Annotated in this window: 21 protein-coding genes; 7 read left to right on the forward strand and 14 right to left on the reverse strand. The window is 63.3% G+C overall.

The window, feature by feature from the left end:
• Positions 1-8: 8 nt before the first annotated feature.
• Entirely contained in the window at positions 9-1121 is a 1113-nt protein-coding gene (locus J2X54_RS24515; RefSeq protein ID WP_310184399.1) for a Re/Si-specific NAD(P)(+) transhydrogenase subunit alpha, read from the reverse strand.
• Between the two features lie 312 nt (positions 1122-1433).
• Here J2X54_RS24515 and J2X54_RS24520 point away from each other — a divergent pair, with 312 nt between their 5' ends.
• Together J2X54_RS24520 and mnmA are read left to right on the forward strand one after the other, a co-directional pair.
• A complete protein-coding gene (locus J2X54_RS24520; protein ID WP_070249202.1) occupies positions 1434-1931 on the forward strand; it encodes an NUDIX hydrolase in 498 nt (165 codons plus the stop codon).
• A 16-nt stretch (positions 1932-1947) separates the two neighbouring features.
• The gene (gene mnmA / locus J2X54_RS24525; protein WP_310184400.1) at positions 1948-3051 is read left to right on the forward strand and encodes a tRNA 2-thiouridine(34) synthase MnmA; all 1104 of its coding nucleotides are present in this window, start codon (positions 1948-1950) and stop codon (positions 3049-3051) included.
• On the opposite strand, the gene J2X54_RS24530 is transcribed toward mnmA, so the two are convergent.
• A complete protein-coding gene (locus J2X54_RS24530) occupies positions 3052-3492 on the reverse strand; it encodes a response regulator (protein ID WP_310184401.1) in 441 nt (146 codons plus the stop codon).
• Position 3493: 1 nt separating this feature from the next.
• Entirely contained in the window at positions 3494-4270 is a 777-nt protein-coding gene (locus J2X54_RS24535) for a 5'-3' exonuclease H3TH domain-containing protein (RefSeq protein ID WP_310184402.1), read from the reverse strand.
• A gap of 122 nt (positions 4271-4392) precedes the next feature.
• On the opposite strand from J2X54_RS24535, the gene J2X54_RS24540 reads away from it, so the two are divergent.
• Both J2X54_RS24540 and J2X54_RS24545 read left to right on the forward strand, forming a co-directional pair.
• On the forward strand, positions 4393-4617 hold the full coding sequence (locus J2X54_RS24540; protein ID WP_310184403.1) for a hypothetical protein: 225 nt from the start codon (positions 4393-4395) through the stop codon (positions 4615-4617).
• A complete protein-coding gene (locus J2X54_RS24545) occupies positions 4614-5009 on the forward strand; it encodes a type II toxin-antitoxin system VapC family toxin (protein WP_310184404.1) in 396 nt (131 codons plus the stop codon). The genes J2X54_RS24540 and J2X54_RS24545 overlap by 4 nt, the downstream gene beginning before the upstream one ends.
• Positions 5010-5020: 11 nt before the next feature.
• Here J2X54_RS24545 and J2X54_RS24550 read toward each other — a convergent pair whose 3' ends face one another.
• The 4 genes from J2X54_RS24550 to J2X54_RS24565 form a co-directional block, all read right to left on the reverse strand.
• Complete coding sequence (locus J2X54_RS24550; protein WP_070249208.1) at positions 5021-5692, reverse strand: glutathione S-transferase family protein; 672 nt, start codon at positions 5690-5692, stop codon at positions 5021-5023.
• Between the two features lie 85 nt (positions 5693-5777).
• Entirely contained in the window at positions 5778-6083 is a 306-nt protein-coding gene (locus J2X54_RS24555; RefSeq protein WP_310184405.1) for a DUF6587 family protein, read from the reverse strand.
• 1 nt (position 6084) lies between these two features.
• Complete coding sequence (locus J2X54_RS24560) at positions 6085-7986, reverse strand: ferrous iron transporter B (protein ID WP_310184406.1); 1902 nt, start codon at positions 7984-7986, stop codon at positions 6085-6087.
• Between the two features lie 6 nt (positions 7987-7992).
• Positions 7993-8259 (reverse strand): FeoA family protein, encoded by a 267-nt coding sequence (locus J2X54_RS24565; RefSeq protein WP_056138224.1) that lies wholly within the window; start codon positions 8257-8259, stop codon positions 7993-7995.
• 258 nt (positions 8260-8517) lie between these two features.
• Here J2X54_RS24565 and J2X54_RS24570 point away from each other — a divergent pair, with 258 nt between their 5' ends.
• Both J2X54_RS24570 and J2X54_RS24575 read left to right on the forward strand, forming a co-directional pair.
• On the forward strand, positions 8518-8739 hold the full coding sequence (locus J2X54_RS24570) for a bacterioferritin-associated ferredoxin (RefSeq protein WP_070249211.1): 222 nt from the start codon (positions 8518-8520) through the stop codon (positions 8737-8739).
• Positions 8740-8776: 37 nt separating this feature from the next.
• Positions 8777-9466: a TonB family protein gene (locus tag J2X54_RS24575; protein ID WP_310184407.1), complete on the forward strand. Its 690-nt coding sequence runs from the start codon at positions 8777-8779 to the stop codon at positions 9464-9466.
• On the opposite strand, the gene J2X54_RS24580 is transcribed toward J2X54_RS24575, so the two are convergent.
• Positions 9467-10000 carry a pyridoxamine 5'-phosphate oxidase family protein gene (locus J2X54_RS24580; RefSeq protein WP_070249212.1) on the reverse strand — a complete coding sequence of 178 codons (534 nt, stop codon included), beginning with the start codon at positions 9998-10000 and terminating at the stop codon, positions 9467-9469.
• A 261-nt stretch (positions 10001-10261) separates the two neighbouring features.
• Between J2X54_RS24580 and bfr the strand changes: the two genes are divergently transcribed.
• The gene (gene bfr, locus J2X54_RS24585) at positions 10262-10735 is read left to right on the forward strand and encodes a bacterioferritin (protein ID WP_070249213.1); all 474 of its coding nucleotides are present in this window, start codon (positions 10262-10264) and stop codon (positions 10733-10735) included.
• A 30-nt stretch (positions 10736-10765) separates the two neighbouring features.
• On the opposite strand, the gene J2X54_RS24590 is transcribed toward bfr, so the two are convergent.
• From J2X54_RS24590 to J2X54_RS24615, 6 genes are all read right to left on the reverse strand, one after another.
• Positions 10766-12088: an MFS transporter gene (locus J2X54_RS24590; RefSeq protein ID WP_070249214.1), complete on the reverse strand. Its 1323-nt coding sequence runs from the start codon at positions 12086-12088 to the stop codon at positions 10766-10768.
• Positions 12085-13065, reverse strand: coding sequence for a PfkB family carbohydrate kinase (locus tag J2X54_RS24595; protein WP_310184408.1), 981 nt, complete (start codon positions 13063-13065; stop codon positions 12085-12087). Before J2X54_RS24595 ends, J2X54_RS24590 begins: the two co-directional genes overlap by 4 nt.
• A gap of 57 nt (positions 13066-13122) precedes the next feature.
• Complete coding sequence (locus J2X54_RS24600; protein WP_310184409.1) at positions 13123-14988, reverse strand: alpha-amylase family glycosyl hydrolase; 1866 nt, start codon at positions 14986-14988, stop codon at positions 13123-13125.
• Positions 14989-15006: 18 nt separating this feature from the next.
• On the reverse strand, positions 15007-17337 hold the full coding sequence (locus tag J2X54_RS24605; protein WP_310184410.1) for a TonB-dependent receptor domain-containing protein: 2331 nt from the start codon (positions 17335-17337) through the stop codon (positions 15007-15009).
• Between the two features lie 310 nt (positions 17338-17647).
• Entirely contained in the window at positions 17648-18706 is a 1059-nt protein-coding gene (locus J2X54_RS24610; protein ID WP_310184473.1) for a LacI family DNA-binding transcriptional regulator, read from the reverse strand.
• Between the two features lie 39 nt (positions 18707-18745).
• Entirely contained in the window at positions 18746-19354 is a 609-nt protein-coding gene (locus tag J2X54_RS24615) for a glutathione S-transferase N-terminal domain-containing protein (RefSeq protein WP_310184411.1), read from the reverse strand.
• Between the last annotated feature and the right edge of the window lie 142 nt (positions 19355-19496).

Here is a 19496-nt window from a genome sequence, read left to right on the forward strand (position 1 = left end):
GTCCCCTCTTATTGTCGTAACAGTTGGCCGTCCGCGCACAGCAGCGTGGCCTTGATGATGTCGTCCTCGCGGTCGATGACCAGTTGCTCGTCCTTGTCGATGATCAGCTTGAGGAAGTCGAGCACATTGCGCGCGTACAGCGCCGAGGCGTCCGCCGCCACCAGCGTGGCGAGGTCGGGCTCGCCGACGATGTGCACGCCGTGCTTGATCACCGTTTTGTTGAGTTCCGACAGCGGGCAGTTGCCGCCTTGTGACACCGCCAGGTCGACGATGACCGAGCCGGGTTTCATCGCCTTGACCGTCTCCTCGGAGATCAGCACCGGGGCCGGGCGGCCGGGAATGAGCGCGGTGGTGATGATGATGTCGGCCAGCTTGGCCCGTTCGTGGACCAGCGCCGACTGGCGCGCCATCCAGTCCGGCGGCATCGGGCGGGCATAACCGCCCACGCCCTTGGCGATTTCGCGCTCCTCGTCGGTGAGGAACGGCACGTCGATGAACTTGGCGCCCAGCGACTCCACCTGCTCTTTGACCGGCGGCCGTACGTCGGACGCCTCGATCACCGCGCCCAGGCGCTTGGCGGTGGCAATCGCCTGCAAACCGGCCACGCCCACGCCCATGATCAGCACCCGCGCCGCCTTGACCGTGCCGGCCGCTGTCATCAGCATCGGCATGAAGCGCTGGTAGGTGTTGGCGGCAATCATGACGGCCTTGTAGCCGGCGATGTTGGCTTGCGAGGACAGCACGTCCATCGACTGCGCACGGGTGATGCGCGGCACGGCCTCCAGCGCCAGCGCACGCAGGCCGGCGGTGGCCATGGCGACGTTGTTGGCGGAGTCAAAAGGATTGAGCATGCCGATGACGACCGTGCCGGGCTTGATCAGCGCGCGCTCGTCGTCGGACGGCGCGCGTACCTTGAGCACCACGTCGGCACCAAAGGCCTCGGCCGCGTTGCCGATGGTGGCGCCGGCCGCCGCGTAGGCGTCGTCGGTGATCGAGGCGGCCAGTCCGGCGCCGGCCTGCACGATCAATTGATGTTTCGCAGATAACTTCTTGATGGTTTCGGGCGTCGCCGCTACCCGAGTCTCCCCCGGCCTTGTCTCGGCCGGTATGCCTATTCTCATGGTGCCCCCTTGGCGGATGTCGAAAACCTACTGCGCCACCCGCTCTCGCTTCTCCGTTGCTCAGCGTACGTCCGTACGCCTCCGCTACTCGAAGCGACAGCAGGTCGCTCGCTACGGTTTTCGCCAACCCGCAATGATTAACAAACTGACTACCCAATCTAACATGGTTTTTTGAGCAAAAGTGGCTATCTGCCGTTGTTTATCCCATGAAATGTTGCGTAAGTTCAAAGCAAACGCTGGTTTTAAGCACAGGGGTTTCAAGCCAACGCTGCCAGAACAGGCTAAAATGTCGGCTCTTTTCAAGGATGACTCATGCCGCGTATCTGGAAACCCTCTGTGACTGTTGCCGCCATCGTCGAAAAAGACGGCAAGTTCCTGCTGATCGAAGAAGAGACCAGCGACGGCATCCGCATCAACCAGCCTGCCGGCCATCTGGACCCCTACGAATCGCTGGAACAGGCCGTGATCCGCGAGACGCTGGAGGAAACCGCGTACGACTTCACGCCCACCGCGCTGGTGGGCATGTATATGTCGCGCTACACCTCCAACCGCACCGGCGAGGAAGTGACGTACCTGCGCTTTACCTTCTGCGGTGTACCGGGCGTCCAGCACGACCGCCCGCTCGACGAAGGCATCCTGCGCACCATGTGGCTCACGCGCGACGAACTGGCCGCCTGCGCCGACCGTCACCGCAGCCCCACCGTGCTGCAATGCGTGGACGAATACCTGGCCGGCATCCGCGCCCCGCTGGCGTTGATACAGACCCACGCTTCGGTCTATAAAGAGGCAATCAGCACTGCAGTCGGTTAAACCAAGGATAGACGCAATGAGCAAGAAAAAAGTCGTGATCGGTATGTCGGGCGGGGTCGATTCCTCGGTCGCGGCGTGGATGCTCAAGGAGCAGGGCTACGACGTGGTGGGCCTGTTCATGAAGAACTGGGAAGACGACGACGATTCCGAATACTGCTCCACGCGCCAGGACTGGATCGACGCGGCCAGCGTGGCCGACGTGATTGGCGTGGACATCGAGGCGGTCAACTTCGCCGCCGAATACAAGGACCGCGTGTTCGCCGACTTCCTGCGCGAATACCAGGCCGGCCGCACGCCCAATCCCGACGTGCTGTGCAACGCCGAGATCAAGTTCAAGGCGTTTCTCGATCACGCCATGCACCTGGGCGCGGACCTGATCGCCACCGGCCACTACGCGCGCGTGCGCCAGAACGGCGGAAAATTCGAACTGCTCAAGGCCGTCGACCACACCAAGGACCAGAGCTACTTCCTGCACCGGCTGAACCAGTCGCAGTTGTCGCGCACCCTGTTCCCGCTCGGCGAAATCCCGAAAACCGAAGTGCGCCAGATCGCCGAAAAACTGGCGCTGCCCAACGCCGCCAAGAAGGATTCGACCGGCATCTGCTTTATCGGCGAGCGGCCGTTCCGAGAATTCTTGAACCGCTACCTGTCATACAAGCCGGGCCCGATGAAAACCCCGGACGGCAAGGTCGTGGGCGAGCACGTCGGCCTGTCGTTCTACACGCTGGGCCAGCGCAAGGGCATCGGCGTCGGCGGCATGAAGGCGTACAAGAACCCCGACGGCAGCAGCGACGCCTGGTACGTGGCGCGCAAGGACGTAGCTGAAAACACGCTGTACATCGTGCAGGGCCACGACCATCCGTGGCTGCTGTCGTCCACGCTGCGCGCCGACCAGGCCAGCTGGATCGCCGGCGAAGCGCCCTCCCCGCGCGCGCTGTCGGCCAAGACCCGCTATCGCCAGGCCGACGTAGCCTGTGAAGTGGCGCCCGAGGGCGACTCGGACTTTGCGTTGCGCTTCATGGAAGCCCAGTGGGCGGTCACGCCGGGACAGTCGGCCGTGCTGTATGACGGCGACGTTTGTCTCGGCGGTGGAATTATCGACAGTTCGACGACGTCCTGATTACTCCGCAGCGGCCTGATCGCCGCTGCCCTCTTCCGGCTTGGGCGCGCTGGCCGCCATCGCCGCGCGCTGGCGCTTGACCATCGCGATCACCACGTTGCGTATCGTATTGAGTACCGTGTCGGCTTTAAAAGGCTTGACGATAAAGCCGTTGACGCCCATCGCGTGCGCGGACTGGATGGTGGCCGCGTCGAGCTGGCTGGAGACCATGAAGATCAGCGCCTTGGGCCACTTGCTCTTGATCTCGCGCATGCCGTCGAGGTCGCTTTCAACCTGTTCCAGCGCGATGCACACGATGTGCGGATTGTGCTTGATCATCAGGGCCACGCCGGCCGCACAGGTATGGCCCTGGCCCGCCACGTCGTAACCGCCGTCCAGCAACACCGTATTGAGCAGGCCACGCGCGACCGCGCTCGAATCGATAATTATCGCTTTTAACATCTTAAAACTGCTCCCAGGCCAGCATATTCCAGGTGACGCCTACCTTTACGTCGGTTTTCAGCGCCACCAACTGTCGAGAAAGATACAGCATTTCACGTTCTTTTCGTAAAGTTTCACCCAGAGAATCTTTAAGAATGCCGGCGCCGGCCATGATGGCGTCGAGAGTGCCGTAAGTACGCAACAGCCGGGCTGCAGTTTTCACGCCGACCTTCGACACGCCCGGTATCGCGTCGGTGACATCGCCCATCAGCGCCAGCAGGTCAGGCAGTTGCTCGGGCGGCACGCCCCACTTGCGTTCGACCCAGGCGTGGTCGTGCCATTCGCCCTTGAAGTGGTCCCACACGTGGGCGCCGTGGGCGATCAGGCCGTGCAAGTCCTTGTCGGTACTGGCGACGGTGGCGTCGCCGCGGCTGTCCGCCAGCCAGCGCAGCACCACGGTGCCGATCACGTCGTCGGCCTCCACTTCGGGCACGCACACCACGTGCATGCCGATGCCGCGCAGCTTGTCGTAAAACGCCGGCAGCGCCGCGCGCAGCGGCTCGGGCATTGGCGCCCTGCCCTCGCGGTAGCCGCCAAACAGGTCGTGGCGCCAGGTCCGGCCGCCAAAGTCGAATGCAGGCAGCACGTGGGAGGGCTGGTGATCGTTGATCAGGTTACGCAATGAAGAAAAGGCGTGGCGCAGCGCGATCTCGGCCTTCTCGGGGCTGTCGGGTTCGGGGCTGGCTTCATAGACACGGCGCACGATATTGAGGCCGTCGATGGCAAGGAGTCTACCCATGTTAAAAATCGTCCGGGCTACTTGGTCAAGCCGCCATTCTACCCGAGCGGGGTGCGGTGGCGCTTGCTTGAAATCGGTGACAGACAGCGTAAGATCGATGCATACCTGTAACGGAGGCGATCATGTGGCCGACAATTGCTTTGGAAGAGTTTCTGGCAGACCCGCAGAAGGCGATTAAAAAAATCGCGGCGTCGAGCGACATCTATTTCATCACTGAAAACGGCAGGCCAATACTGGATATCCGCCCATTTCGTTCCGTACCGGACGAGAAAATGCGCGGCAGCGTATTGACCGAAGGCGACATCGTGTCGCCTATCGAAGCTGACGGCTATGCACCCTTCCGATGATACTGCTCGATACCCATGCATTGATCTGGTGGTTTGAAGGCAGCCCCAGGCTTTCCCTCGCCGCCAAGGCAGCGATTGAAAACGCCCGGCGACTTAGCCGGGTCACAATTTCGTCGCTGTCGTGCTGGGAGATCGCGCTGTTAAACGCTCACGGAAGAATCGACCTATCCGCTGAACTGCATGACTGGATTACGGCAATCGAAAAACTTCGTCGCGTCCGGTTTATCCCCGTCAATAACGACATTGCCATCGCATCGGTTGAGCTGCCGGGCCAATTCCATAAAGATCCCGCCGATCGCATCATCGTGGCCACGGCAATCACGATGAATATTCCGCTCGTTACCGTCGATCAAAAAATCCGCGCCTACCCTCACGTGCAAACCATCTGGTAGCGCCACCCAGGTTACTTCAGCAACGCATACTCGCCACCACGCTCGATCGCCCGTTTGTATGCCGGCCGCGCATGGATGCGTTCGAGGAAACTCATCAAGCGGGGGCGACTGCTGTCGAGGCCGGCTCGGGCAGCGGCCGCTTCCAGGGGGAAGCTCATCTGGATGTCGGTGGCGGTGAATTCGGGGCCGGCGAACCATGGCGACCTGGCCAGCTCGGCTTCGAGGTAATCGAGGTGGGTGGCGATTTGCGGTTCCAGGTAGCTGCCTTTGACCTTGCGGGCGATGCCGCGCATGATCGGCTTGACGAAAAATGGCGCCGGGCTGGTTTCCACCCGGTCGAACACCAGCTTCATCAACAGCGGCGCCATGGCCGAGCCTTCGGCGTAGTGCAGGAAATAGGTCCAGCGGCGGCGGTCTTCGGTGCCGGCCGGCGGGATCAGGCGGCCGTTGCCGTAGGTGTCGATCAGGTATTCGACGATGGCGCCCGATTCGGCCACCACGATGCCGTTATCGACGATCACTGGCGACTTGCCCAGCGGGTGGATGGCGCGCAGCTCGGGCGGCGCCAGCATGGTCTTGGCGTCGCGCTGGTAGCGCACGATCTCGTAATCGAGGCCCAGCTCTTCGAGCAGCCAGAGCACGCGCTGCGAGCGCGAGTTGTTAAGGTGGTGAACGACGATCATCTGGAATCCTGGGAAAGAACGGCGGTGCCGCGATTTCCCAGCTTAGCATTGTTGGCTGCCAGGCGCCGCTACCCGATGGAGGGAATCAGCGCTGCACGTGCAGCGGAATCACCCGCTTGAGTGGTGGCGAGGCATCGGCGCCAGAAGCACCGGCGGCACCGGCGGCACCGGCAGCCGGCGCCTTGGCATCGGTGCCGCACGAACCGCACGAACCGCAGCCGCTGCCGCAGTCCGGCGTGGTCTTGAAAAACCTGGCGGCCTTGTCCTGGTTCACGCCACGGCGCGCCAGCAGGTACACGATCTGGCGGCGCCAGGCGGCCGGCAAATACTTGGTACTGAAGTGCAGCAAGGCTGCCGCCACGATCACTGCCACGATAAGGTTCTGCCACATATCAGCCTCCGATGATTGCCGTCGAAATGCGGAACGTGAGGAATGCCGCCACGTACGCCAGCGCAAACAGATATCCGGCCATGAACCAGGCGGCTTTCACGCTGTTGGTTTCACGGCGCACCGTACTCAGGGTGGCCAGGCACTGCGGCGCAAACACGAACCACGCCAGCAGCGACAAGGCTGTTGGCAGGCCCCAGCTGGCCGCCAGCACGGGTGCCAGCGAATTGGCCAGCTCGTCGCCGGTTTGCGACATCGCATACACGGTGCCCAGTGCGCCAACCGCCACTTCGCGCGCAGCCATGCCCGGCACCAGGGCAATGCAGATCTGCCAGTTGAAGCCGATCGGCGCGAAGATGTATTCGAGCCCGCGGCCGATGATGCCGGCCACGCTGTAGTAGATGGCCGGCTGGGTGGCGCCTTCCGGCGCGTCCGGGAACGAACTCAGTGCCCACAGGATGATCGTCAGGCTCAGGATGATGGTACCGACGCGGGTGACGAAAATCTTGGCGCGCTCCCACAGGCCCAGCGCCAGGTTGCGCAGGTGCGGCCAGTGGTAGGCCGGCAGTTCCATCATCAGCGGGTGCTTGCCCTTGCCGCCCATGGTGCGCTTCATTACGTACGCCACCAGCATGGCCGAGACGATGCCGGCCACGTAGAGGATGAACAGGACCAGGCCTTGCAGGTTCATGATGCCGAACACTTCGCGGCTCGGGATGAAGGCGGCAATCACCAGCGCGTACACCGGCAAGCGCGCGGAACACGTCATCAACGGCGCGATCATGATGGTGACAAAGCGGTCGCGCCGGTTTTGAATGGTGCGCGCGGCCATCACGCCGGGAATCGCACAGGCAAAGCTCGAAAGCAGCGGGATGAAGGCGCGGCCCGACAGGCCCACGCCGCCCATCAGGCGGTCGAGCAGGAAGGCGGCGCGCGGCAGGTAGCCGCAGTCTTCGAGGATCAGGATGAAGAAGAACAGGATCAGGATCTGCGGCAGGAACACCAGCACGCCGCCCACGCCGCCGACGATGCCGTCAACCAGCAGGCTGCGCAGGTGGCCCTCGGGCACGTAAGCGCCCAGCAGGCCGCCCAGGTGCTCGAACGCGCCGGTGATCATGTCCATCGGGGTGGCGGCCCAGCTGAACACGGCCTGGAACACGAAGAACATCAACACTGCCAGGATGATCGGGCCAGCGACCGGGTGCAGCACCACGCTGTCGATTTTCTCCGACGTGGACGATGCCTCGTCGTCGCCGCTGACGGCGGCAGCGATGATGCGGCGCACTTCGCGCTGGGTCTCTTCCACCGACACCGCATCGATCGCGGACAGTGGCTTGGTGACGACCTGCGGCAACGGCAGCATGGCGTCGAGCGCGGCGACCAAGGCTTTTTCGCCGCCCGGCTGCACGGCCACGGTTTCCACCACCGGCATGCCCAGTTCCTGCGCCAGGCGCGCGGTGTCGATCACCACGCCGCGCTTCCTGGCCACGTCCACCATGTTCAGCGCCAGCAGCATGGGCAGGCCCAGGCGCTGCACTTCTAGCACCAGGCGCAGGTTCAGGCGCAGGTTGGTGGCATTGACCACGCAGACCAGCACGTCGGGTGCGGCGTCGCCGCGGCGCAGGCCGGCCACCACGTCGCGCGTGATCGCCTCGTCCGGGGTGTGGGCGGTGAGGCTGTAGGCGCCAGGCAGGTCGAGTACGCGAAAGGTGTGGCCGGCCTGCGAGTTGAAGGCGCCTTCCTTGCGTTCGATGGTGACGCCGGCGTAGTTGGCCACTTTCTGGCGCGCGCCGGTCAGGCGGTTGAACAGCGCGGTCTTGCCGCAGTTGGGATTACCCAGCAGGGCCACGACTGGCGGCAAGGAGTTTGCGGGAGAGTTGTGCACCGCTTTTTCTACGACAGCCATTGGTAATTATTCCGGTTGGATCGAAATTAGCGCAGCTTCGAAGCGGCGCAAGGCAAAGGTGGAGTTGCCCACCTTGATGGCCAGCGGTTCACCGCCGGGCATGCCGCGCTTGAGCAGGCGGACTTTTTCGCCGGGCACAAAACCCAGCTCCATCAGCCGGCGCGACAGCGACACGCCGTCTTCGGCAACATCGCCAGGGGCCACCTGGGTGACGATAGCGGAGGCGCCTACAGCGAGCGCATCGAGAGTGAGGAAGGGAACAGCTTGCGTCATGGGAAAATCCAGGCTGGTGAGTCGGCACCTTGTCGGCTGCGCGCAACAAACTTTTAGTGCGGCAAAGAACAGGATACTAGCATTATATTCGTTAATGCGAATGACTACTATTTAGGCTTGCATCTCCAACAGAACTGAGGCAGTATACGGCTAATGATAATGATTCGCATTAAGTTAGTAGCAAGCTTGTTCTGAGCCAACTAACCGTCTGCCGTCATCAACCCGCTTAGTGTCGTAGCCTAGCCAGAAGGTGTGTCAATGATTGTATGTGTCTGCAACAACATATCTGATCGTGAAATCCGTCAAGCCATGGAGTTTGGGATCACGTCGATGGAAGAACTGCGCCGCGATCTGGGCGTGGCCACCTGCTGCGGCCAGTGCTTCAGCTGCGCCGAAGACATCCTGAACGAGCACCTGGCCAGCACGCAGGCTGTCGCCATCGAAGAAACTGTGCTCAAGCGCCCAGTATTTACCAACTGATATGAATACTATGTTCTATGAACGGACCGCGAATGCGATGTCCGTGGATGGCTCCGGCCTGATGTGGCGGGCCAGGCGATTCTGGCGCGTGCGCGGACGCAAGGCAGCCCCACTGGCCGCAATTGTGGCAGTCCATGGAGTGCTGTTCTGGATGATGAGCAACGGTATGCTCAACAAGGTGGCGCAGGCCGTCATGCCCAAGGTGGTCACGGTCAGTTTCGTGGCTTCGCCCGAGCCATTGAAGCCACCGCCGGAACCGAAGACCGTGCCGTTGGTGGTGCAGGTGCCGAAGTTTATTCCGCCGATGCCGATGCTGCCCACGCCGCAAACGCAGCCGACCATCACGGTCGCGCCGCCGTCGCCGCGCAACGTCGAACCCACGCCCCCCACCGCGCAAGCACCGGTCGCCGCGCCGACGCCAGCGCCGCCAGCACCGGCGCCTGCGGCACCGAAAACCATCAACGGCGCCGACTACATCCGTGCACCGCAACCGGTCTATCCCAACATCGCCCGCCGCATGGGCGAGAGCGGCGTCGTGCTGCTGCGCGTGCTGATCGGCGAAAAAGGCTTGCCCGAGCAGGTCGTGATCCAGAAATCGTCAGGATCGACCAATCTGGACGAAGCTGGCCGCCAGGCCGTTCTGAAGGCGTTGTTCAAGCCGTATGTCGAGGATGGCAAGGCCATCCCCGTGTATGCGCTGGTACCGATCAACTTCCAGCTCGGCTAATTACAAATCCAAACGGCCCTCGATCGAGTCATCGAGGGTCTTGCCGGTAATGGCGCCCACCAGCATTTTCACACCTGCCACCGCACGTCCGTGCTTGGTATCCCAGTAGTAGCCGTAGGTTGGCGCGAACTTGATCAGCGTGATGCGCGGGTCGTCTTCGCCTTCGGTGAACCACGTCTTGAGCGTGAAGTTCCACAATTCCTTTTGCTTGACCGGGTCGCGCAGCACGGTGGCGATGCCTTCGAGGTGCAGGAACTCGTGCGATGCGCCCTGGAAGTACAGCGTGGCCGACGGATCGGCTGCCAGTTCGCGGTTTTTCAGGCTGTCGCTGGCGCTGAAGAACCAGACATTGCCCAGGTCATCGACCTGCATTGCGTGCATCGGGCGCGAGTCGCCGGGACCGCCGCTGGCGTCGCTGGTGACGAAGAAGCATTCGGGCGTGCTGTCGACCAGGTCGCGGATTTTCTTGATGGCGTCCTGGCCCATCAGGTCTTCGTGGTTATGTTCTGGCTGGTTGGCGTTGATCGAGTCCATGGCATGCTCCTGTTGGGTGAAAAGTTGGAACACCCATACTAGCGCCGACCGCTGCCACACTAGGTTGGCTGCTTCACACCCGGACAATTGACTTGGTTGCGTTGACTTCAGATGCGCATGCTAATTGTTCTCATTATTTTCACTGGTCTCGTTACGCGCAATTAAATATGTTATTTCTGCTTTTACGCGAAATTAACTACACATAGCATCCGACTTCGTGGCAGAATGCGGGCATCCGTAACTATTTGAGAGAGCTCCATCATGAAGGGCGACGCCGAAGTCATCCGCTTGCTGAACGCACAGCTGACCAACGAACTGACCGCAATCAACCAGTACTTCCTGCACGCGCGCATGTACCGCCACTGGGGCCTGGAAAAAATCGCGAAGAAGGAATACGAGGAATCGATCGGCGAAATGAAGCACGCCGACAAACTGATCGACCGCATCCTGATGCTCGACGGCCTGCCGAACCTGCAAGCGATGCACAAGATCATGATCGGCGAGAACACCGAAGAAATGATCGGCTGCGACCTGAAGCTGGAAAAAGCCGCCCACATCACGGTCAAGGAAGGCATCTCCACCGCCGAGAAAGCCGGCGACTACGTCTCGCGCGACCTGCTGCTGATGATCTTGGAAGACACCGAAGAGCACATTGAGTGGCTGGAAACCCAGCAAGACCTGATCGCCAAGGTCGGCATCCAGAACTACCTGCAAAGCCAGATGCACAGCGAATAAAAAAACTGCCCGACGCATCGGGCAATTTCATCAAGCCGCAGCCGGAGCCAGCTCCGCCTGCGGCTTTTTTATTTTCACGAACAGCACCGCCACCGCGCCGCACAGCATCAGCACCCCTGCCAGGCGGATGACGTTTTCCGGATTGCCGCCCAACAGGCTGCGGTAGTACAGCGGCAGCGTGAAGATCTGGATGATCATCGGCAGCACGATGAACATATTGAAGATGCCCATGTACACGCCGGTGCGCTCCGGCGGTATGCAGCCGGCCAGCATCACGTAAGGATTGCCCATGATGCTGGCCCACGCCAGGCCGATGCCGATCATCGGCACGAACAGCAGCGCCTCCGAGTGGATCGACGGGATGCTCATCATGGCAAAGCCGGCCAGCGTCAGGCAAATACTGTGCGTGATCTTGGGACCGTAGCGGCGCGTAAAGGGCACCAGCGCCAGCGCGCCGACGAACGCGATGAAGTTGTAGAACGCCCCCACCTGCCCGGACAACAGGCCGGCATCGCGGAAGCCTTGCGAGGCCTGGTCGGTGGTACCGTACAGGGTGGTCGACAGCGACAGCATGATGTACTGCCAATAGCAGAACATCGCGTACCACTGGAACAGCTTGACCCAGGCCAGCTGGCGCATGGTGGGTGGCATCTCGCGCACTGCCGTGACGATGTCGCCCAGCGTGTGGCGCCAGCCTGCCGGGCGCGCGCGGATCTCGGCCAGCTCGACCGGCGTCAACGGATGCTCGGGCGTGGTTTTGAGGGTCCACAGCACCGACGTGATCGAGAACACGGCGCCGATCATGAAGGCGGCAATCACGATGTGCGGAATATGGCTGCCATTGACGGCATCCTTGTTCATGCCCATCCAGACCAGCAGCGACGGCGTCAGGTAGGCGAGCGTCTGTCCCAGTCCCGTAAACGCGCTTTGGGTGAGAAAACCGAGCGAATGCTGCTTGGGCGCCAGCTTGTCGGAGACGAACGCGCGGTACGGCTCCATGGTGACGTTGTTGGCGGCGTCGAGGATCCACAGCAGGCTGGCGGCCATCCACAAGGTGGGGCTGAACGGCATGGCCAAGAGGCCCAGGCTGCACAAAATCGCGCCGATCAGGAAGTACGGCGTACGCCGGCCCCACCGCGTGACGGTGCGGTCGCTCATGGCGCCGATCAGCGGCTGCACCAGCAGGCCGGTCATCGGGCCGGCCAGCCACAGGTAAGGCAGGCTCGCTTCGTCCGCGCCCAGGTACTTGTAGATCGGACTCATGCTGCTTTGCTGCAGGCCAAAGCTGAACTGGATCCCGAAGAACCCGATGTTCATGTTGACGATCTGCCAGAACGACAAGTGCGGCTTCATGCGGCCACTCCTGGCACCTGGGCCAATTCGATGTTCGGCAACACCGCACCGGCATGCCACGCGGCCAGCCACGGTGCATAGAAGCCGATATCGGCTGGCACCGCGCCGGCTACGCCGCAAATGGCGCCGGCAAACGCATTGGCGCGCGCCAGGGTCAACGGCAGCGGCCAGCCCTGCGCCTGGCCATACAGGAACACGGCGGAAAACGCGTCGCCTGCGCCCACGGTATCGACGATGTGCGCCGGTGCGTGGCATTCCTGGTTGATGGTAACGCTGCCGTCGGCCCCGAACACCATGGCGCCGCGCTCGCCGAGCGTGACGATCAGGGTTTGCAGGGTGAAGGTGCGCATCAGCGCCTGGCAGGCGTCGGCCATTGCGCGGCTCTCGACCGACCGGGTGCCGGGCTGGGTGTGGGTGTACCACTTGAACAGGTCTTTCAACTCGTCCTCGTTGACCTTGACGATGTCGGCCAGGTGCAGCGACTCGAAGGCGCAGCGCTCGGTGACCTGGCCGTCGCGCACATTGAGGTCCAGGTAGCGCCTGGCCGGTGACGCCTCGAGCATGGCGCGCACGGTGGCGCGCGAGCACTCGTGGCGCTGGGCCATGGTGCCGAAGTACAGCACCGAGGGCGTGGCTGCGGCCAGGGCTGCCAGCGCCGGTGCGGCCTGCACGTAATCGTAGGCCTGGTCGGGCAGTATGATGAAGCGATGGCCGGCGTCATTGCGCTCGACCACCACGCGGCCGGTGGCATCAAGTGCGTCGATCTGCAGGCCGGCCTCGCTCATGCCGAAGCGCGCGAACTCGCGCCGTACCAGCGCGCCGTTCTTGTCTTCGCCGATGCGGGTGACCATCAGGGTGGCCACGCCGAACGCCGCCAGGTTGCGCGCCACGTTGAACGGCGCGCCGCCCACCACCTGCTCGGTGACGAAGTCGTCCACCAGCGATTCGCCGAATACGGCGATGGTTTGTTGGTTCATGCTTGTCTCCGCGCCCTTGCAGGCGAGTTTATCCCAACCCTTAAGGCCAGATTCTAATTATTCGCGTACCAGCCAGTGCATCGCGTACGGCGCCAGCGTCAACGTCCCGCTCAACAGCCCCGGTTTGGCGCAGTCGCTCCACGCACCATCGAGCGCGTACTGCTGCGGCGCGGCCGAGAAATTGAACAGCGTGAGAAACCGTTCGCCGCGCGCCAGCGCCAGCACGCCGGCCGGCGCCTCGGCCAGCAAGGTACGCGGCGCGCCGGCGGCCAGCGCATCGTGGGCGCGGCGGACGCGCAGCAGCTGCGCCAGTCCTTCGTACATCGCGCCTTCGGTGGTGCCGGCATCGTGACGGTGTTCCCAGCGCTGCTGATCGAACACGGGGCGGTGCAGCCAGCGGCTGTCCATCGCGTGCTCGGGGCGGGCCAGGTAACTCTCGTCGTTCTGCATCGCCAGCTCGTCGCCCATGTACAGCACCGGCAGCGCGCCAAAGCTCAGCGCCAGGCCGTGCAACAGCAACATGCGGCGCAGCGCCAGTGCGTGCTCCACCACGGTATCGGCGGTCTGCAGCCCGGTCAGCGAAGCGGCCATGCCGTTGCTGCCGTGCGCCGCGTCGGGATCGGTGCTCTGGAAGATGGCGCCGCGCGCATAGCTGCCCGGCGTGACGCCGGCAAAGAAGCGCGAGGCAGCGGCCAGCCGTGCAGCGCTGTTCTCACCGGCCTCGGCGCGCAGGACGTTCCAGCCGATGTCGTCATGGCAGCGCACATAACTGAGCCAGGTCGCCGCGCGCGGCAGGTCCGGCGTGTTGTTGACCACCGCGCGCAGCACCTCGGTATTTTGTTCGGCCAGCGCCACCCAGCCGGCTGCCATCAGGCTGCTGTGATACGCGATGTGGCACTCGGGCGCTTCGGCGCTGCCCAGGTAGGCGGGCAGTTCGCGCGTGGGCACGATCGCTTCGGCTTTGAGCAAAACGCCTGGCGCGACGATATCGACGATGGCCCGCAACGCCTGCAGCAGCTGGTGCGCCTCGGGCTGGTTCATGCTGTTGGTGCCTTCGCGCTTCCACAGGAAGGCGGTGGAGTCGAGGCGGAACGCTTCGATGCCACGATTGGCCAGGCGCAGCATCACCGCCGCCATCTCGGCAAACACCTCCGGGTTCGACCAGTTCAAATCCCACTGGTACGGGTAGAACGTGGTCCACACCCAGCCCTGCACTGCTTCCACGTAAGTGAAGTTCCCCGGCGCCACCTGCGGGAACACCTGGCCCAGCGTACGCTCGTGGCGGTCCGGCAGGTCGCGGTCCGGGAACACGTGGAACCTGGCGCGGGCCTGCGCATCGCCGGCCTTGGCGGCCAGCGCCCAGGCATGGTCGTCGGCCACGTGGTTGAGGATCAGGTCCGAACACAGGCTCACACCGGCGCCGCGCAGTTGACTGGTCAGCGCTTCCAGGTCGGCATTGCTGCCGAGGCCAGGGTCGACTTCGTCGAAACTGGTGACGGCAAAGCCGCCATCGTTTTCGCCAGCGCGCGGCCGCAGGAACGGCAGCAGGTGCAAATACGTCACGCCCAGCTCTGCCAGGTATGGAATGCGCTGCGCCACGCCATTCAGGTCACCGCCGAACTTTTGCACGTAGGTGCAGTAGCCGAGCATGCGCTGGTCGAGGAACCAGTCCGGCTCGGCCGCGCGCGCGGCGTCCTGCGCGTGCAACTCCGGCGAGCGCTGGGCGTGCAGCCGGCCCAGCGCTTCCATCAGGTCGCCGAACCAGTCGTCGAAGCCTGTCGCGTCGGCAAAGGCGTCGCCGTACAACCATGCCAGCAAGCTGCGCAGCACCGGGCCACTGGTGGCCAGCCGCTGCGCCGCCGGTGCACGCAGTTCGTCGGGAAGGACCGCCAGCAGGCGGTCGGCAAAAACATCAGAAGCCATGGTCGGGTGCTTGGTTGATTAGAACGCGTAAGAGACAGTGGCTTTCACGGTGCGGCCGGTGACCGAGCGTGCGGCATGGCCGTCGCCTTCGATCTCGGTGTAGCCGATCTTGTTGAACAGGTTATTCGCGCTCAGGGCGATGGTGGCTTTTTCGGTCACGCGGTAGTTGACGAAGGCGTTGACGATCGCATACGACGGCATGATGATGGTGTGCGCATCGTCGCCCCACGATTTGCCGGTGCCGACCACGCTGGCGCCCACGGTCGCGTCGCCGAAGGTGTAGGTCGGTGCGACCTGGTAAATCCACTTGGCCTGGCGGCGCGGGGTGTTGCCGATATTGGCCACGTCGGCCGCGGCGGTGCCAACGATCTTGGCGTGGGTGTAGGTGGCGCCGCCGGTGATGCGGAAGTCGCCGAGGCTGTAGGCGCCTTCCAGTTCCACGCCCTTGGCGTCGTAGCGGTTCGAGGTGCTGCGCTGGGTGGTCGCTTCGTAGTTGCTCTCGTCGGTCTTGGCCTGGAACAGGGTGACGAAGGTGCTCACGCCGCCGCTGCGCCATTTCACGCCGCCCTCGTACTGCTTGACGGTGTTGATGTTGATCGGCGCGCTGCCGTCGAGCGGGGTGCCGAACAGGATGCGGTCGGCATTGAAGGCCACGCCGTCGCTGACGCGGGCAAACGCCGCCAGGTTGTTGGTGATGCGATAGTTACCGCCGACCGAGTACGAGGTGTGATCCACCTTGTAATTGACCATCTGCTCGGTGGCCGGGTTGTACAGCAGTCCGTTGACAGCGTTCGGCGACGTGCTGGCCGAAGCCTGGTTGGCGGTGCCGGTGGCTTTCTGGTTGTCGCGGCGTACGCTCGCGTCCAGGTTGACCGGACCCATTTCGTAACCCACGTTCAGGTATGGCGACGTGGTCTTGTATTCCATGTCCACGGCGCGCGAGCAGCAGCCGCTAAAGGCCGGGCCGACCAGGCCAGGGGTGGCGCTGGTCGTGGTGGCGTTGGAGAGCAGCGCCGGCTTGTCGCCGGTAGCCTGCATCAGGTATTCGTTGAAGTTCCAGGTCAGCGCCAGCTTCTGGTTCGACAGGTACAGGCCGGCCGTGGTGGTCAGCTTGGCGCCGCCACCGAGGGCAAAGGTCTTCGACAGCTTGGTGTCGTTGAGGGTGTTGCCGGCGTCGTCGATCGAGGTATTGAACACCACGGCCGAGAAGGCACGGCCATTGTAGGCCTGGCCGCGATTGGGGCCGGTGGCCACCGTGTAGTTGCCCACCACGCCGTTGTTGCCGGCGAAGATGCCGGTAAAGCGGCCGCTGTTGTCGGCGGTGCGGAAGTTGTTCGACAAGGTCCAGCCATCGCCGAGCTTGAACGAGCCTTCGAGGCCGAAGGTGTTGCTCTTGACGTGCAGGCCGTCGTTGACGTCGGTGGAGACCGGCGTGTTGTTCTTGCCCAGGGTGACGTCGCGGACCCAGTACGGCGAGTAGAAGCTCACGGTGCGCGGGTCGATGCCCGGAACTTCGCTGATGTGCTGGTTGTTCACGCTGACCGGTACCGGCAGCGCGGTCGGGGTCTTGTCGTCGAGATGCTTGAACGACAGGCGGATGAAGCCGTTGTCGAGTTCATGGGTGATGTTGCCGCGCACCTGGCCGCCGCTGGCGGTGCTCATGCCGGTGTCGCGTACGCCTTCGCCGGTGCGGTAGTTACCGCCGATGAAGAAGCGGGTCTTTTCCGAGATTGGCGCGCCGTAGCTGAAGTCGTAGCGGGTTTCGTCGTAGCCGAGGCCACGGCTAATCGCAATCTTGCCGCCCTGCTCTTCGCCGGTCTTGGTGATGAAGTTGATGATGCCGCCCGGGGCGTTGGTGGCCAGGGTGGAGGCCGAGCCGCCGCGCACCACTTCCAGGTGGTCGAGCGTGCTGTCGATTTTCACGAAGCTGTCGGGCGTGGTGAAGTTAATGTCGCCAAATTGCAGCACCGGCAGGCCGTCTTCCTGGATTTGCACGTAGCGCGCGCCGCCGGCCGAGACCGGCACGCCGCGCACGGTGATGTTGGCATTGCCTTCGCCACCCGACGATTCGGCGCGCACGCCAGGAACCGAGCGCAGCACTTCAGCGGCGCTCAACGGCGCGGCGTTCTGGATGGCGTCGCCTTCGATGGTACTAAGCGAGACGCTCGATTTCATTTTCGATGAACCGAGCGTGGTGCCGGTGACGACCACGCGCTCCATGTTCAGGCCGTCGGGTTGGGCGGCCGGTGCGGCAGCGGTCGTGGTGTCTTGTGCGTGGGCGCCCAGGTGCAACATGGCGATGGCGACAGCGGCAGCGATGCCGCCCAGTTTGGGGGTGCGTTGAATCATGGTGATCTCCAGTGTTGTTGTCGTTTTGCTCTGCTGCATTATTGAGCAGAGCCGCCATTATTCACCGGAATGACATTTAATGCAATCGATTGCATACCGCGCTGCAGCAATGCTAGCAGGCGCGTGATTCGTCATCCTCGCGTACGCGGGGATCCATGCTGAGTAACAGATCAGGCGGTCTATGGATCCCCGCTTGCGCGAGGATGACGGAATTAATGTTGACAACTAAAGGGAGCACGATGGCGTAGTACGTTACGCTGCACCGCAGCAAAAAATAATTATGCAATCGGTTGCATAAACCCGACAGTCTTCAGACTGCCCGGCTGCTGCTGCGCACGACCAGGGTGGTCGGCAGTTGTTGTGACGGCGCTTCGCGGCCTTCGATCAACTCCAGCAGCGAGGTCACCAGCGCCCGGCCCGCTTCGCGGATCGGCTGGCGGATCGTGGTCAGCGGCGGGTGGAAGTAGCTGGCCAGTTCGATATCGTCGTAACCGACCACCGCCACCTGGCCCGGCACGAACAGGCCGTGCTCGCGCATGGCGTTGATCGACATCATGGCCAGCAAGTCGGAGCCGGCAAAGATGGCGTCGAACGCCACGCCCCGGCGCAGCAGCTCCTCGATCGCCAGCTGCCCGCCCGACGGCAGAAACGATGCCGGTACCAGCAGTTCGGGATCGATGCCGATCCCGGCGCGTTGCAGGGCGCGGCAGTAGCCGGCGTAGCGCAGCCCCACTTCGGGCAGGTTGATGTCGCCGAAGAAGGCGATCCGACGGCGGCCTTCTTCCAGTAAATGGTCCACCGCCAGTGCGCCGCCGGTGACGTTGTCGCCGCCCACGGTGCAGTACAGCTGCTGCGGCAGTTGCGCACCCCACACCACGATCGGCACGTGGCGCGCGGCCAGCTGGTTCAACTGGTCGTGGTGGCGCCACTGGCCGATCAGCACGATGCCGATCACGCGGCCGGTGTCGAACGGCGCGGCGGCCGCGTCGAGCTCGTCGGCATCCACGCGCGAGACCAGCATGTCGAAGCCGAGTTCGGTCAGCGCATCGGCCAGGCTGCCGAGCATGCCGAGGAAGAACGGATCGGACAGGTGCTGGCGCGTGTTGTGGTCGTACGGGATCACCACGCCGATGGTGCGGTTCTGCTTCATGCGCAGGTTTTGCGCACCGATATTGATGGTGTACTTGAGCGAGCGGGCCAGCTCCATGATGCGCACCCGCGTCTCTTCACTGACGAGCTTGCTGCCGGCGAGCGCACGCGACACGGTGGACGTGGACACCCCGGCCAGGCGCGCAATGTCGGCCATCTGCAGGCGCCGCTGCTGGGCGGCGGAGGGGTTGCTGTCGCTCGCGGATGTGGGGTCGGCCATCAGTTTGGGGTCGGCCAGCAGTTTGGGGTCGGCCATCACTCAGGCGGACGGGAACGTGTCCTTGAACGACTGGCGCTCGGACAGCTTGTCGAACAGGCGCGCCAGGTTGGCGTGGTCGTCGCGCCAGCCGATGTCGGGGAAGCGGAACGCCAGCCAGCCCAGGGTGCAGCCGACGGCGACGTCGGCCAGCGAGTAGTTTTTGCCCATGCAGTAAGGCAGGTCGCCGAGCTTGTCGGACAGCGTGGCCAGGCCCAGCCGCACCTTGCCCAGCTGGCGCGCCACCCAGTCCTCGCTTTGCAGCTCGATCGGCCGCAGGCGCTCGAGGCGCACGATGACAGCCGCGTCGATGATGCCGTCGGCCAGCGCTTCCCAGCACTTGACGTCGGCACGGTCGCGGCTGTTGGTGGGCAGCAGCTTGCACACGGGCGTGAGGGTGTCGAGGTACTCGACCATCACGCGCGAGTCGATCATCACCGAGCCGTCGTCCATGATCAGGCTGGGCACTTTGCCCAGCGGGTTCCATTTGCTGATGGCGGTATCGGAGGCCCAGACATTTTCCAGTTCGAACTGGTAGTCGAGTTTTTTCTCGGCCAGCACGACGCGTACTTTGCGGACATAAGGACTGCCAAAGGAACCGATGAGTTTCATAGCGCGCTAAAGTAAGGGCCGAGTAAGAGCGAAGGCCGGGGTTGAAGATCGGTGGTGAGTATAACATCGGGAGCCACGGGTCGGACTGCCAGAGCGGCCAATGGTAAAATCTGTCTTTGCGCATTTTCCACTCTACCCTGCC

Source organism: Duganella sp. 3397 (genome assembly GCF_031456625.1).
Taxonomy (GTDB): domain Bacteria; phylum Pseudomonadota; class Gammaproteobacteria; order Burkholderiales; family Burkholderiaceae_D; genus Rugamonas; species Rugamonas phyllosphaerae.